Here is a 14,950-nt window from a genome sequence, read left to right on the forward strand (position 1 = left end):
GTACGCCGGAAGGATCGCACCGCCCGGAATACCGAACACGGTGTCGCACCCCACCTCTTCGAGAGAACGGATGAGGGACTGCGCACCCGTGACGTACTCCACGGGTGCGGACCGCTCGCCGCTGCGGAGCCGTGGTGGGGGACGGTCGACTCCGGCGGTGTGCTGCACAGCGCTCTGCATCATGAAATCCAAAGGTCTGGAGGAGTGGGCGGATGCGGGGTGTCCGGGCGGGCCGGGCGTGTCAGCCCCAGGTGAGGAACCGTTTGGGGCGTTCCAGGAGCGCGGCCACGTCGGCCAGGACCTTCGAGCCGAGCTCGCCGTCGACCAGGCGGTGGTCGAAGGAGAGCGCGAGGGTCATCACCTGGCGGGGCCGGACCTTGCCGTGGTGCACCCACGGCCGGAGGCCGATCGCGCCGACGGCGAGGATCGCGGACTCGCCGGGGTTGAGGATGGGGGTGCCGGTGTCGACGCCGAAGACGCCGACATTGGTGATCGTGACCGTGCCGTCCGTCATGTCCGCGGGGGACGTCCTGCCCTCCTTGGCGGTGGCGACCAGTTCGCCGAGCGCCGCGGCCAGTTCGGGAAGGGTCTTGCGGTGCGCGTCCTTGACGTTCGGAACGATCAGACCGCGCGGGGTGGCGGCGGCGATGCCCAGGTTCACGTCGTGTTTGACGACGATCTCCTGGTTCACCTCGTCCCAGGCCGCATTGATCCCGGGGTTGCGCCGGATCGCGACGACCAGGGCCCGGGCGATGAGCAGGAGCGGGTTGACCCGCAGGCCCTGCATGTCCCGGTCCTGCCGGAGCTCCTCGACGAGCTTCATCGTCCGCGTCACGTCGACCGTCACGAACTCGGTGACGTGGGGGGCGGAGAAGGCGCTCGCCACCATCGCCTGCGCCGTGGCCCGCCGTACGCCCTTGATGGGGATACGGGTCACCGCCGCCGGGCCGGACGGTGCCGGGACCGGCGCGGAGGCCGATGCCGATGCCGGCGCCGGGGAGGACTGCGCCGGCCCGGGGGCGGCGGGGGTGCGGGTGGCGGCCGCGTGGACGTCCGCCCGGGTGATGATGCCGTCGGGCCCCGTCGGGGGCACCGTTTCCAGGGCGATGCCCAGGTCCCTGGCGAGCTTGCGGACCGGCGGCTTCGCCAGCGGGCGGGTCCGCGGGGAAGCCCCGGCCTGGCCGGGCGGTGCCTGCGGGGGCCGTCGTCGGCGGCGGGACGATCCGTCGGAGACCCCGTAGCCCACGAGTACGGGCTGCCGGGCGCCGGACGGCGGCGCCGCGGCCGGCGGTCCGGCGGGGGCCTCCGGTGAGGCGGGGGCCGCGGGGGCCGCAGGTGCCGCCGTCGCCGCGGGGGCGCCCGCCGGGGCGGTGTCCACGGAGATGATCACACTGCCGACGTCGACGGAGGCGCCCTCCGGGTAGCGCAGTTCGTGCACCACCCCGTCGTAGGGGATGGGCAGTTCGACGGCCGCCTTGGCGGTCTCCACCTCGCACACGACCATGCCGTCGTGCACGCGGTCGCCGGGGGCGACGTGCCAGGTGAGGATCTCCGCCTCGGTGAGCCCCTCGCCGACGTCGGGCAGTTTGAATTCGCGCAAGCGCTGTTCGGTCACGGTTCCCGCCCTCAGAACGACATGGCACGGTCGACGGCATGGAGCACCCTGTCCAGGCCCGGCAGGTACTCGTCCTCCAGGCGCGAGGGAGGGTAGGGGGCGTGGTAGCCGCCCACGCGCAGCACGGGCGCCTCCAGGTGGTGGAAGCAGCGCTCCGTGATGCGAGCGGCGATCTCTGCTCCGGCCCCGAAGAAGACGGGGGCCTCGTGGACCACGACGAGCCGCCCGGTGCGGCGCACGGAGGCCTCGACGGTGTCGAAGTCGAGGGGCGAGACGGAGCGCAGGTCGACCACCTCCAGCCGCCGGCCGTCCCGCTCGGCCTCGGCGGCGGAGTCCAGGCAGGTCTTGACCGTGGGGCCGTATCCGAGCAGCGTGGCGTCCCGGCCCTCGCGTACGACGCGTGCGGTGTGCAGGGGCCGTACGGGGGCGGGGTCGACCTCGCCCTTCTCGTAGTAGCGCCGCTTGGGTTCGAAGAAGATCACCGGGTCGTCGCTCTCGATGGCCTGCCGCAGCATCCAGTAGGCGTCCGAGGCGTTCGCCGGCGAGACCACCTTCAGGCCCGCGACGTGCGCGAAGAGCGCCTCCGGGGACTCCGAGTGGTGTTCGACGGCCCCGATCCCCCCGCCGTACGGGATCCGGATGACGACGGGCAGTCTGACCGTGCCCAGCGAGCGGGCGTGCATCTTGGCGAGCTGGGTGACGATCTGGTCGTACCCGGGGAAGACGAAACCGTCGAACTGGATCTCCACCACCGGGCGGTAGCCGCGCAGGGCGAGCCCGATGGCGGTGCCGACGATGCCGGACTCGGCGAGCGGGGTGTCCATGACCCGTTCCTCGCCGAACTCCCGCTGCAGGCCGTCGGTGATGCGGAACACGCCGCCGAGCCTGCCGACGTCCTCGCCCATGACCAGGACCCTGGGGTCGTGCTCCATGGCGTCGTGCAGGGCCTGGTTGACGGCCCGCCCCAGCGGCAGGGCCTTCGCCGCGGGGGGCGCGTCGGCCTGCGTCTTCGCAAGCGTCAGGGTGGTCATGTCACTTCCCTCCGGGGGCGGCGAAAGTCGCCTCGTAGCGGCCGAACTCGGCGCGTTCCTCGTCGACGAGGGCGTGCGGGCCGGCGTAGACGTGTTCGAAGATGGCCTCGGTGGGCGGGGACGGCATGGAGCGGACCTGCGCGCGCAGCCGCTGCGCGAGGGCCTCGCCCTCGCGGTCCGCCTCGTCGAGGAAGGGCTGCCCGGCCCACCCGTTGTCCAGCAGGTGGGTCTTCAGCCGGGCGATGGGGTCGCGGCCGGCCCATTCCTCGACCTCGGCGGGGTCCCGGTACTTCGTGGGGTCGTCCGAGGTGGTGTGGGCGCCCATCCGGTAGGTGTACGCCTCCACGAGGGTGGGGCCTCCCCCGCTGCGGGCCCGGGCCAGTGCGGCCCGGGTGACGGCGAGGCAGGCGAGGACGTCGTTGCCGTCCACGCGGACGCCGGGGAAGCCGAACCCGGCCGCCCGCCGGTGGATGGGGACGCGGCTCTGCTTCTCGGTGGGCTCGGAGATGGCCCACTGGTTGTTCTGGCAGTAGAACACCACGGGGGCGTTGTAGACGGCGGCGAAGTTGAAGGCCTCGCTGACGTCGCCCTGGCTGGTGGCGCCGTCGCCGAAGTAGGCGATGACGCCCGTCTGCGCACCGTCCTTGGCCACGCCCATGGCGTAGCCGGTGGCGTGCAGGGCCTGGGAGCCGATGACCAGGGTGTAGAGGTGGAAGTTCTTCTCGACCGGGTCCCAGCCGCCGTTGTTCACGCCGCGGAACATGGCCAGCAGCTTCAGCGGGTCCACGTCCCGGCACAGGGCGACGCCGTGGTCGCGGTAGCTGGGGAAGACGTGGTCGCTGTCGTGCAGGGCGCGGGCGGAGCCGACCTGCGCGGCCTCCTGGCCGAGCAGGGAGGGCCACAGGCCGAGCTCGCCCTGCCGTTGCAGGGTGACCCCTTCGGCGTCCACCCGCCGGGCCAGCACCATGTCCCGGTAGAGCGAGCGCAGTTCACCGGGCGTGAGCGCGATGTCGTAGTCGGGATGCGTGACGCGCCGGCCGTCCGGGGTCAGCAGCTGCACCGCGTCGGCCGCCGGTGCCTGCTGCCCGGCCGCTCCTCCTTCCCGGCCGGCGCGGCTTCCCGCCCTGTCTGCTGTTCCCATCGGATGTCCCACTCCCCTGTTCGATACGTGTGCCACGGCCCGTCCGGCCGCGCTTTCCTGTGTGGGGTCCCGCCCCGGTGGGTGCGAGCGGCCTCAGACCCGGGTGTGCTCGCCGGCCCGCGCCGCCGCGGCGGCCCGGGCGCGGGTCTCCTTGCGGGAGCGCGACCACCTGCGGGTGAGGGGGCGCTCCACCCAGGCGTACAGCGCCCAGGCGAGCAGCACGCAGACGGCCAGTTCCCCGGCGAGGATCGCCAGGGCCGCCGGCGTGCCGAAGAGGCGGTCGCCGAGCAGGCTGCGGGTGTACTCCAGCACCGTGAAGTGCACGAGGTAGAAGGCGAAGGAGATCTCGCCGAGCCAGACCATCGCCCGGTTGCGGAAGAGGGTGAAGCGTCCCTCGTTGTCGGCGAGGGCGCCGGCCGCGATGAGCAGGGCCGCGGGGACGATGCAGACGATGCGCAGCCCGTAGAGCCACGGCACGGTCAGGGCGAGCCCGTACGAGACGAGGACGAGCACCCCGGACCAGATCATGCCGATGTTGCGCCAGCGGCCGAGGACCACGGCCCGGCCCACGAGCATGCCGAGGGCGAAGTCGAGCAGGCGGCCGGGCGGGAAGACGTAGGCGAACCAGAAGTAGTTGGCCGACTGGCCGGGCTCGTTGGGGACGACGGCGGTGCCCACGGGCATGACGGCGTAGGTGAGCAGCGGGGTCAGGGCGACGGCCGCGATGACACCGCCGATCCAGTACTTGAGCCGGTGCGCCGGGATGCGCCGCAGCACCAGGTACAGCAGCGGGAAGGCCAGGTAGAAGAAGGCCTCGGTGGACAGCGACCAGCTCACGTTGTTCACCGCGAAGTTGGTGGGCACGTCCGGCACCCACGACTGGAGCATGAAGAGCGTGAGGAATCCCTGCGCGGGTGTGGTGTGTGCGCCGTCGACGCCTTCGACGAGCAGCAGCGCGAGGAGCCACGACACGAGGTACGGCGGCACGATCTTGGCGTAGCGGCGGCGCCAGAAGGACTTCGCGGTGTCGCCGGGTCGGGCCGACCAGATCAGGATGAACCCGCTCAGCATGAACCAGAAGGGCATGGTCAGCCCGGCCACGCCGCCGAGCGCCGCGTAGATGCCCCGCTCGACGCCGTGGTCGGCGAACAGCCGGATGCTGGCGAACGGCAGTACGGCGTGGAAGAGGAACACCAGCAGGGCCGCCGGGAAGCGCAGGCCGGTCAGGGTGGGGAGCCGGCTGACGCGGACGACCGTGCTGTCCCCCGCGGACGGGGTGCGCGGGGCGGACGGGATGGGCGGGGTCGGCGGGCCGGGCGCGCGGACTGGTCTTTCGGTCCTGGTGAGACTGTCGATGCTCACGGGTTGTCTCCTCGGGGTGGTGGGGAACGCCGGTCAGATGTCGAGGACGAGGCGTGGGGAGGCGCAGCGGGAGACGCAGATCATCATCACGTCGCCCGCGGCGTGCTGTGCGCTGCTGAGCAGGCTGTCCCGGTGGTCCGGGGAGCCCTCGATCACGCGGGTCTCGCAGGTGCCGCAGACGCCGTCGCGGCAGGAGGCGTCGACGTAGACCCCGGCGTCCTCCAGGGCGTCGACGATCGACTCGTCGGGGCCCACGGCCACGGTCCGGCCGGAGCGGGCGCACTCCACCTCGAAGGCCCGCTCCCCGTCCTCGGGGGCCGGGGCCGCCGTGCCGGCGAAGCGTTCGACGTGCAGGCGGTCGCCGAGGCCGAGCCGCGTGCAGGCGGCCTCGACGTCGTCGGTCAGCGACTGCGGTCCGCAGCAGTAGACGCGGGTGCCCGCGGGGGCCTGCGCCAGGATGCCGGCGACGTCCATGCGTCCGCGCTCGTCCTTGGGGTGGAGGACCACCGAGGCGTCGTCGGTGGCGAGGGCGGTGAGTTCCTCGCTGAACGCCATGGCGGAACGGCTGCGTCCGCCGTACCAGAACTGCCAGCTCCTGCCGCGGGCCGCGGCCTCGCGGGCCTGTACGAGCAGGGGGGTGACGCCGATGCCGCCGGCGATGAAGACGTAGGACTCGGCGTCGGCCAGCGGGAAGTGGTTGCGCGGCCCCCGTACGGTCACGCTCGCGCCGGGCCGCAGCTCGTGGTGGACGAAGGCGGAGCCGCCGCGCGAGGCGGGCGCCTTCAGGACCGCGATGCGGTAGCGGGCGGTGTCGGCGGGGTCGCCACACAGGCTGTACTGCCGGACCGGGCCGGCGGTGTGCAGGTCGATGTGGGCGCCGGGCGCCCAGTCGGGCAGCGGCTTGCCGTCGGGGTGCACCAGCTCGACGGAGAGGACGTCGTCCGCCTCGTGTGTCATCCGGTGCACCAGCAGGTCGAACTGCGACTCCGTGCTGCTCATGGCGGTGTCCTCCTGGTCGGCGTCGGCTGCCGGGTTCGAGGCGGGCGGGGATGGGCCTCCCGGGCCCGCTGCCGCCGGGTCGGCGGCCGGCGGGAGCGGGCGGGGAAGGCAGGGCGGGGCGGGTGGGGCGCAGCCGGGCGGGTGGGGCGCGCCTATGCGGCGGCGGCCGCGGTGGCGGTGGCGGCGGTGGCGGTGGCCGCGGTGCCGAACTGGATCGGGTTGGCGAGCACCACGCCGTGGCTCTTGACGTCGATGACCACCCGGTCGCCGTCGGCGATCCGGAAGCCGTCGTGGAAGCTGGCCTTGTCGGCTCCGAGGAGCACGTAGTTGACCATTCCGGGGCGGCGGATCGCCGGGTACTCGAAGAGGTTGGCCATCATGTCCCGCGCCGTGAAGTACAGGGCGTCCTCGCCGCAGTCGAAATTGCCCTCCCACGCCGGCACGCCGTCGCGCTCGATGGTGACCCGGCCGGTCACCGACTTCGGCGGCTCGCCCAGGAACAGCCAGGGCGCGAGGGAGGTGTCGCTGAGCTTGCAGTACGGGTTCCAGCCCGGGTTCTGCCGGTGCAGGCCGATGTCGCACAGGTCGTTGCCGAAGGTGTAGCCGACGTAGTGCGGGTCGCCGTTGTCGTCGTTGACGTAGACGAGGGCGACCTCCGGCTCCTCGATCAGCGCGACCGCCTTCCTCGGGACGACGAGGGTCTCGTCCGGCATGCGCAGCCAGGAGCCGAAGCCCTTGAAGAACCAGTTCGGGGCGACGAACTCCTCGCCTTCGGTCGGCTCCTTGCCGAACTTGGACTTGTGGGTCCCCATGAAGCCGCTCAGCAGGGCGTTTCCGGTGCTGGTGGGCAGCAGCGGCGGCAGGTAGCGCAGCTCCGGGTCGCCGGCGGTGACCGTGATCTGCTCGGCCTCGCCGGTGATGGCGGCGAGGACCGCCTCGGGTCCGTCGGCCGCGATGAACTCGGCCTGGAGCTGCCCCTCGGAGACCTGGTACAGCGTCAGGGACCGGCCCGGTACGGGCCGCTCGAACCCCGCGTACCGCTCGCCCTTGTACTCACACTCGAACAGGATTGACATGGTGGTCGGCCCTCCTGTGGCCGTGGGCGGCCCGGGGCCGCGCGGAAGCGGTCCGGAGGCCGGGGACGGGCCCGGCATCCGGAAGGTGACGGTTGATCAGCGGCCGGCGAGGGCCGGCCGCGGGGCGGCGGGCTTGCCGGTGAGGTCGGCGAGGACCTCCTCGATCCGGTCGAGCGAGAAGCGGATCCAGTCCAGGGCGAGCGGGTCCTCGGCGTTCAGGGCGGCGGTGCGCTGCTCGTCGCCGTCGCCGTAGAGCCGGCTGGTGGCCACGCGCAGCCGCAGGGACTCCTCGGGCTCGCCGAAGGCGCTCGCCGGGAGGACTCCCACGCCGTGGCGTTCGACGAGGAGCCGGGCCAGCTCGGCCCCGGTGTGCACGCCGTGGGCCTGCGCGAGGTGTTCGCGCAGCGGCTCGAAGTCGGGGTACAGGTAGCAGGTCGCGACCACGGGCGGGACCAGGGCCCCGGCGGCCGTGAGGCGTTCGGCCATCGCGCGGGCCACCGTCTCGTGGAGCCGGCGGCTCGCGGCGACGTGCTCGACCACCTCGGCCGGCTCGTCGAAGGCCCAGGCGGCCGCCGCCTGCACGGGTGCGGCGGGGCTGGACCAGATCTGGCTGGCGATGCCGACCAGGCGGTCCCGCAGGGCCTGCCCGGCGTCGCCGTCGGGGAGCCGGGCCACCCCGGTGCGCCAGCCGCCGATCGCCAGGTTCTTGGTGAGTCCGGTGGTGACGACGGTCCGCTCGGGTGCGTACACGGCGGGGGACACGGCGGGGGTGGCCGCCGGGTCGTAGACCAGGTCGCAGTAGATCTCGTCGGAGATGATGACGAGGCCGAGTTCCCGGGCCGCCTCGCCCAGGCGCCGCACGGTGTCGGGCGCGGCGATGGTCCCGGTCGGGTTGTCCGGCAGGGTGACCACGACGGACCGCGGGTCGTGCCCGGCGGCCCGGGCGGCCGTGACCGTCTCGCGCAGCAGGTCGGGGTCGGGGACCCCGCCCTGGCCCGGCAGGGTCGGGACGGAGAAGTGCCGGGCCCCGATGAGGTCGGCCTGGGCCGCGTAGCTGACCCAGCTCGGCATCGGGATGACCACGTCCCCGCCGACGGCGAGGAGCAGTCCGAACAGCAGCGGTTTGCTGCCGGGCCCGCAGACCACCTGCTCGGGTGTGGTGGGCAGGCCGCGCCGCCGCCAGTAGCCGGCGGCCGCGCTGCGCAGCGCCGTGGATCCGGCCACGGGGCCGTACGATCCGAGCCCGGCGGCCTCGGTGAGCCTGGCCTTCAGGCCGGGGTGGACGGGCAGGCCGATCTCGCCGCTGGCCATCGACAGCACGCTCTGTCCGGCCAGCCGCCTGCGGGCGATGGCTTCGTCGGCGGCGAGCGTCGCCGACATCGTCACGTTCGTGGGCTCGGGCACGGTCTCACGCCTTGCCGTAGAGCTCTCGGAGGGTGGCCTTGCGCACCTTGCCGGTCAGGGTCTTCGGCAGGGCGTCGATCACCTCCAGGCGGTCGGGGAGGAAACGCGGGTCCAGGCCGGTCTCCTGGAGGTAGGCGCGGATCTCCTCCAGCGTCGGTGCCTCGTCGCCGTCGGCGACGACGACCGCGAGGATCGGGTCCTCGACCCGGCCCGTCGGGCCGACCAGGGTGGTTTCGGCGACCTTCGGGTGCCGGTTGACGATGGACTCGATCTCGGCCATGGGCACGACCATTCCGTCGCGCTTGATGGCGTCGCTGGCCCGGCACAGGATGCGGATGCCGCCGCGGCCGTCGTCGCGGGCCACGTCGCCGGTGTCGAACCATTCGTCGTCCATGAGGTGGGCCTTGTACTCGGCGTCGCGCCGGTAGTAGCCCAGGGCCTGGGAGGCGCCCCGCACCCGCAGCCGGCCGACGGGGGCCCGCTCGGTGGGGTTGATGCACTTGTCGATCCGGATCTCCATGGCGTCGATCGGCCGGCCGTTGCTGTGGGCCGCCCAGTCCTGGTTGTAGTCCAGCTTGGTGATGGTCACCGGGCCGTTCTCGGACATGCCCCACAGCGAGTACGTACGGGCGCCGAGGGTCTCGCGCAGGTCGTCGACGAGCGGCTGGAGCACCTGGGCCGAGCCGGTCACCACGTGGCGCAGCGTGTGCACGTCGCGCGGCTCGTCCCGCTGGGACTGGGCGATGTCGGTCAGGGTGGGCGGCGGGCCGTACAGCAGGGTGGCGCCGTACTTCTGGACCAGGTCGAGGAGCGCCTCGTTCTTGCGGTGGTCCTGGAAGGCGATGGTGCCGCCCAGCATGACGCTGGCGAGGACGCCCTGGCCGAAGCCGGAGTAGTGGACCAGCGGGGTGGTCACGGCGGCGACCAGGTGCTCGTCGAGCAGGAAGGTGTCGACGTATCCGCGGATGGCGGAGTGGACGGTGTTCTGGCTGTGCAGTACGCCCTTGGACTCTCCGGTGGTGCCGGAGGTGAACAGCACCACGAACGGGTCGTCGGGCCCCAGCTCGCGCCCCTCCAGGTCCTCGCCGTGGACGTCCTCCCAGTGGCGGTCGACGAAGTGGTCGCGGAAGTCGACGGTGCCTTCCGGCGCGTGGCCGTCCACGATCACCACGTTCTCCAGGCTGGGGAGTTCCTGCCTGAGCCGGTCGGCGGTCTCGCCGAGCCGGTCGCCCTCCCACTCCGCGACGGTGATGATCACGCGGGCTTCGGTGAGGGACAGCCGGTGGCGCAGCGGCTCCTCGGGGGTGGTGGGTGCGATCGGGCAGATGACCGCGCCGACGCGGATGCACGCGTACAGCAGCGGCACCATCTCCCAGCGGTTGGGGAGCTGGACGGCCACGAAGTCGCCGGGCCGGACGCCGAGTTCGACGAGGGCGCCGGCGAACCGGTCGGTCAACTGGCGCAGCTCGATGTAGTCGAGGGTGTCGGTGCGGGCTTCCTTGATGCGGCGGCCGGCGACCGCCAGCTTGTGGGGGCGCAGGCGTGCCTGGCGGCGCAGGTCGTCGAGGAAGGTCTCGGTGCGCCACCAGCCGCGCTGGTAGTACAGGGCTTCGCGGGCTTCGCGCCCGTCCGGCATGGGGCTGGTGATCTCGATGACGGGCATCGTCTCGCGGGTGAGGACGACTCCGTCGACCACCGGCGGGTCCGGCTGCGGCGGTGCGGTCAGGGTCTCGGTCATCGACGGTCCTTCCGGCGGGCGGTGAGCAGGGTCGGCAGGGGGTCGCCCGCCTGGGCTGCGGCGATGTCCAGCAGGTCGCGGGTGTTGCGGCGCACCCGGTCGCCGACCCAGTCGAAGACCCAGGCCTTGCGGGCACCGGCCGACAGGTCGAAGGGGACGACCCGGGTGACGGCCAGAGCGGCGGAGGCGGCGCCGCCGATGTTGGCGATCACGCCGGGCACGAGGACGGTGCCCGAGGCCCGCACCTTCTCCTTGGCGTCGGTGCTGGAGCTGAGGTTGCCGCCCTCGACCACCAGGCCGGCGCGTACGCGGTGCGCGTTCTCGGCGTTGATCGCGTGCTTCTGCGCCGCGAGGATCAGCAGGTCGGCTTCCACGTCCAGCCAGGCGTCCTGCTCCTGGGACACGGTGACGTTCTGGGGCAGCCGTGAGCGGTCGATCTTTCCGAACTCGTCGGTGATCGCGACGAGGTCGGCCACCGGCAGGCGGTCGGCGCTGATCGTGCCCTGGACGTCGGCGACACCGACGACGGTGTGGCCGCGCTCCTCCAGGAAGTGCGCGACGGCGCGGCCCACGGCGCCGAAGCCCTGAATCACGACTCGGGCCGGCCCCGTGCGACCGCCGGCCTCCAGGGCGGTGATGGCGGCGACGCCGACGCCGTGCCCGGTGCAGTCGATCAGCGGCTCGTAGTAGGTGCGCCAGTCGATGGGCATGTCCGGGGCACCGAGCCGGTAGCGGGGGTCGTACCCGGCCTCGTCGAAGAAGACGGCGCGGTCGGCGGGCGTGACGCCCATGTCGATGCCGAGGTGGATGCCGCCGTGCAGTAGCGGCTTGACGGTGCGGCCGAAGGTGCGGAAGGTGCTCTCGCGGTCGCTGCCGTCGGCGACGATGCCGGCCTTGGCGCCGCCGATGGGCAGGCCGGCGAGGGTGAACTTGTGCGTCATGTCGCGGGCGAGACCGGCCACCTCTTCCTGGGTGACACCGGCGGTCATCCGGGTGCCCCCCATGGCCAGACCGTCGTGGAGCGAGTCGACGACGACCCATCCCCTGAGGGATCCTCCGCTGCCGTTCAGCGAAACGGTGAAAGCCGGGTCTTGGGGCGTATCCACGGCGGGGCTGCCGTCCAGAGAACTCATTGCCAAGGACCTCATAATCGATTCGATGGGGGTGTCTGTCTGAGCTGAAGCGGTGGCGGCGTGCCGCACGCCCGACGACGGGGGCGGGCACCGGTCGTGCGGCACGCCGGTCCGGGGCGGTGATCAGCCGGCCGGGCCGGCCGGGGCGATCACTGGTAGATCTCGGCGAAGCCCCGCAGGATCTCCTTTCCGTCGCTGCGGAATTCCAGGTGGGCCTGCGCGCCGAAGATGCGTCCGTCGTCGGAGCGGATGAACTCGACGGGGGCGTGCTCGGAGCGGCCGATGGAACGGAAGCCGGCGGGCGCCCCCTGGAGGTAGAGGGTGTGGCGGTGGAAGACCGTCACGGTCGGCTTGACGTGGGAGAAGAGGGGCTCCTCCTTGTCGACCTGCACCTCGTGGCCGCCGACGCGCTGGGGTCCGTCGGCCAGTTCGCCGCCGTTGGCCACGGCGATGATCTGCATGCCGCCGCAGATCCCGAAGACCGGGACCTCCGCCCCCATCACGAGATCGATGAGGGGCCGGTAGTAGTCGCTGTCGTACGCCCTCACCTTGGTCCCGCTGAGCACGATCGCCTGGTACTTCGGGTCGAGGCGTGCGGGCACGGAGGCGGCGTCGACCACGTCGGTCTCGGAACCGAGGTCCTCGAAGCGCCTCCGCAGCTGCTTCAGGGAGAGCGTTCCGTTGTTGACCACGAGAACCCGGGAAGTCGTCACGAGCCCTGCTCCTCTCGCCGGCTGCGCGTGATGACGGTGCCGGTGTCCTCGGCGAGCATGTGCGAGACGGGAGCGCTGCCGATGATGACCCTTTCGACGCCCCGGTCCAGGGCCTCGCCCGCGGCGCGCAGCTTCTTGCGCATGCCGCCCGTGGCCCCGCGGTCGCGGAACTCGGCGGCCGCTTCGGCCGTGATCTGCCGGACCGGCTCCCCGTCGATCAGGAGGTGCGGGACGTCGGTGACGAGCGTCAGGCAGGTGGCCGAGGAGGCGCCCGCGATGGCGGCCGCGGCCCGGTCGGCGTCGGTGTTGACCTCCTGGCCGGCGGTGTTGCGGGCCAGCGGGGTGACCAGGTAGCAGTGGCCCGGCTGGAGGTTGGCCAGCCGGCCCGGGTCCACCTCGGTGATGGGGCCCACGAGGTTGTCCAGCTCGACGAGCTGCTTGTCCTTCCACCACCAGCGCTCGCCTTCGCCGGCGTGGACGAGGCCGTCGCTGCCGAGGAGGCGTTCGGTGGTGATGCCCCGCTCGCCCAGGCGGGCGATGACGTCCTTGCCGAGGGCGTCGCTGACGGCCTTGATGTCGTCGATGACCTCCGGGGTGGTCCACCGGCTCTGGTTGCCGTAGCGGTCCCGCAGGATGGCGGTCGGCTCGGTGTAGCGGGGGTTGAGCTCCTTGAGCGGCTTGGACCAGCCGTGCACCAGGATCAGCGGGTTGTCGCGGCCGTGCGCGGCCAGGTCGTCCCACCAGGCGTCGGACATGTCGTCCAGGCAGCTTCCGCCGAGTTTGACGACGGTGGGGGTGGCCGTGGTGGTCGTGGTGCTCATGCGGGCATCACCGGCTGCATCGTCAGCCCCGTTTCCTCGGGCAGCGAGAAGCGCAGGTTGAGTGCCTGGATGCCCTGTCCGGCAGCGCCCTTGACCATGTTGTCCAGGGCCGCGAGGACGACGATGCGCTCGCCCTCGGGGTCGTGGAGCACCGTGACGTCGCAGTAGTTGGACCCGAGGACCGCCTGCGGGTCGGGGACCGGGATCAGCGTCTCCGTGTTGCGGCGGACCCGGACGAACCGGTTGTTCTTGTAGAAGCGCAGGTAGGCGCGCTGGAGCTCGCGGGCGTCCACCGCGTCGTCGGTGAACACGTACGAGCTGGCCAGCAGCCCGCGTACGTGGGACACCCCGTAGGCCGACATCGTCAGCCTGCCGATCGTCCCCGGCTTGCTGCGGTCGAGGAAGTCGCCGACCTCGGCCGCGTGCCGGTGCCCGACCGGGGCGTACGGGGCGATGGCGCCGGCGCGCAAGGGGTGCAGGTCGGCGGTGCGCAGCTGGATGCCGCCGCCGCTGGAGCCGCTCTTGCCGTCCACCAGCACGGTCTTGAGGTTCAGGCCGAGGCCGAGGGTCAGCGGTGCCAGGCCCAGGGTGATGGCGGTGGCGTAGCAGCCGGGCAGCGAGATCAGCGAGGCGCCGACCAGCTGGTCGCCGACGAGTTCCGGGACGCCGTAGACGAACCGGTCGGCGAGTTCGGCCTGCCGCTCGACCTGGGGGTACCACCGCTCGTGGAGCTCGGGGGTACGGATGCGGAACGCTCCGCTCAGGTCGATGACGCAGGGCACCTGGTCGGCCAGCCGTGCGGCGAGCTCGGCCGAGGCGGGGGCCGGCGTCGCGAGGAACACCACGTCGCAGCGGCCGGAGAGGTCGGTGACGGCCTCGATGGTCAGGCCCAGGTCCAGGCGCAGTCCCGGGTGCAGTTCGGCCGGGCGCCGGCCGACGTTCGAGGATCCGCCGAGGAAGGTCAGCTCCAGTTCGGGATGCTGGGTGACCAGGCGGATCAGCTCACCCCCGGCGAATCCGGAGGCGCCGATGATGCCGACACGAATCATGCGAGGGTCTCCTGCAGATAGCGGCCTATGGCCGAGGCGACGTCCACGCCGGTCGCCGACTGGATCGCCCGGAACGCCGGGGCGTGGTTGACCTCGTTGACGACGTAGCCGTAGGACGTCTTGAAGAGGTCGATGCCGTAGATGCCCTCGCCGAGTTCGTTCACCACGCTGTCGACGATCTTCTGGACCTCGGGGTCGTGGTCCATGGCGTGGTGGCGGTTGCCGAGGGCCGCGTTGCTGCGCCAGTCCGTGCCGGCGCTGGCGAACTCGGCGGCGGCGACCAGCTCGCGGCCGACGACGAAGCACCGTACGGAGCTGCCGCCGTCCAGGAACGGCTCGACGAGGCTGGCCTGCTCGAAGCCGTGGCCGAGGTCCTCGATGTAGTCGTAGACGGACTGGGCGGTGTCCGCGTCGCGGATGAGGGTGACCCGCTTGCCCATGCCGCCGAAGACGGGCTTGAGCACCAGGGGCAGGGGAAGCTCGTCCAGGGTCTTCTCGAAGTCCTTGCGGGACAGGACGAGGCGGTAGTCCGCCACCGGCACGTCGGCCTTGCGCAGCAGGGTGCGCAGCGTCAGCTTGTTCTCGCAGGCCTGGATCGCGAAGGCCGAGTTGAGGGTCTTGATGCCCGAGGTTTCCGCCTGGGTGGCCAGCAGGCCGCCCCGCGTGTAGCTCCGGCTGCGGATGAGGACGACGTCGTGGCCGCTGAGCGAGGGGGCGTCCGGGTGGCCGAGGGACAGCGATTCGTCGTTGACCCATTCGACGTGCAGACCGACGTCCGGTGCGGTCTGGATCAGCCGGCGTTCTTCCCAGCCGATCCGGTCCGCGACGATGGCGATGTTGCCGCGCATTGAGGGACTCCTATCCGGTT

At 72.2% G+C, this 14,950-nt stretch carries 14 protein-coding genes; all 14 read right to left on the reverse strand.

What is annotated here, in order from left to right:
• Nucleotides 1-180: hypothetical protein (locus ABZ128_RS05525; protein ID WP_356846399.1), on the reverse strand; the 180-nt coding region annotated here is incomplete at its 3' end.
• A gap of 61 nt (nt 181-241) precedes the next feature.
• Complete coding sequence (locus ABZ128_RS05530) at nt 242-1,615, reverse strand: dihydrolipoamide acetyltransferase family protein (RefSeq protein ID WP_356846197.1); 1,374 nt, start codon at nt 1,613-1,615, stop codon at nt 242-244.
• Nucleotides 1,616-1,626: 11 nt separating this feature from the next.
• Nucleotides 1,627-2,646, reverse strand: coding sequence for an alpha-ketoacid dehydrogenase subunit beta (locus ABZ128_RS05535; RefSeq protein WP_356846198.1), 1,020 nt, complete (start codon nt 2,644-2,646; stop codon nt 1,627-1,629).
• A 1-nt stretch (nt 2,647) separates the two neighbouring features.
• Nucleotides 2,648-3,787 (reverse strand): pyruvate dehydrogenase (acetyl-transferring) E1 component subunit alpha, encoded by a 1,140-nt coding sequence (gene pdhA / locus ABZ128_RS05540; RefSeq protein WP_356846199.1) that lies wholly within the window; start codon nt 3,785-3,787, stop codon nt 2,648-2,650.
• 93 nt (nt 3,788-3,880) lie between these two features.
• Nucleotides 3,881-5,149, reverse strand: a complete 1,269-nt coding sequence (locus ABZ128_RS05545) for an acyltransferase (protein WP_356846200.1) — start codon at nt 5,147-5,149, stop codon at nt 3,881-3,883.
• 33 nt (nt 5,150-5,182) lie between these two features.
• Nucleotides 5,183-6,148 carry a PDR/VanB family oxidoreductase gene (locus tag ABZ128_RS05550; protein WP_356846201.1) on the reverse strand — a complete coding sequence of 322 codons (966 nt, stop codon included), beginning with the start codon at nt 6,146-6,148 and terminating at the stop codon, nt 5,183-5,185.
• Nucleotides 6,149-6,300: 152 nt separating this feature from the next.
• Nucleotides 6,301-7,224, reverse strand: a complete 924-nt coding sequence (locus ABZ128_RS05555; RefSeq protein ID WP_356846202.1) for a fumarylacetoacetate (FAA) hydrolase — start codon at nt 7,222-7,224, stop codon at nt 6,301-6,303.
• A 96-nt stretch (nt 7,225-7,320) separates the two neighbouring features.
• Nucleotides 7,321-8,628 carry a pyridoxal phosphate-dependent aminotransferase gene (locus ABZ128_RS05560; protein ID WP_356846203.1) on the reverse strand — a complete coding sequence of 436 codons (1,308 nt, stop codon included), beginning with the start codon at nt 8,626-8,628 and terminating at the stop codon, nt 7,321-7,323.
• Nucleotides 8,629-8,632: 4 nt separating this feature from the next.
• Nucleotides 8,633-10,366, reverse strand: a complete 1,734-nt coding sequence (locus ABZ128_RS05565) for an AMP-binding protein (protein WP_356846204.1) — start codon at nt 10,364-10,366, stop codon at nt 8,633-8,635.
• Nucleotides 10,363-11,499 (reverse strand): Glu/Leu/Phe/Val dehydrogenase dimerization domain-containing protein, encoded by a 1,137-nt coding sequence (locus ABZ128_RS05570; protein WP_356846205.1) that lies wholly within the window; start codon nt 11,497-11,499, stop codon nt 10,363-10,365. Before ABZ128_RS05570 ends, ABZ128_RS05565 begins: the two co-directional genes overlap by 4 nt.
• A gap of 149 nt (nt 11,500-11,648) precedes the next feature.
• Entirely contained in the window at nt 11,649-12,212 is a 564-nt protein-coding gene (locus tag ABZ128_RS05575; RefSeq protein ID WP_356846206.1) for a gamma-glutamyl-gamma-aminobutyrate hydrolase family protein, read from the reverse strand.
• Complete coding sequence (locus ABZ128_RS05580; RefSeq protein WP_356846207.1) at nt 12,209-13,033, reverse strand: acetylglutamate kinase; 825 nt, start codon at nt 13,031-13,033, stop codon at nt 12,209-12,211. Before ABZ128_RS05580 ends, ABZ128_RS05575 begins: the two co-directional genes overlap by 4 nt.
• On the reverse strand, nt 13,030-14,082 hold the full coding sequence (gene argC, locus ABZ128_RS05585; RefSeq protein ID WP_356846208.1) for an N-acetyl-gamma-glutamyl-phosphate reductase: 1,053 nt from the start codon (nt 14,080-14,082) through the stop codon (nt 13,030-13,032). Before argC ends, ABZ128_RS05580 begins: the two co-directional genes overlap by 4 nt.
• Nucleotides 14,079-14,930: a RimK family alpha-L-glutamate ligase gene (locus ABZ128_RS05590; protein WP_356846209.1), complete on the reverse strand. Its 852-nt coding sequence runs from the start codon at nt 14,928-14,930 to the stop codon at nt 14,079-14,081. The genes argC and ABZ128_RS05590 overlap by 4 nt, the downstream gene beginning before the upstream one ends.
• Nucleotides 14,931-14,950 lie beyond the last annotated feature (20 nt).

This window comes from Streptomyces sp. NPDC006326, from assembly GCF_040612915.1.
Lineage (GTDB): Bacteria > Actinomycetota > Actinomycetes > Streptomycetales > Streptomycetaceae > Streptomyces.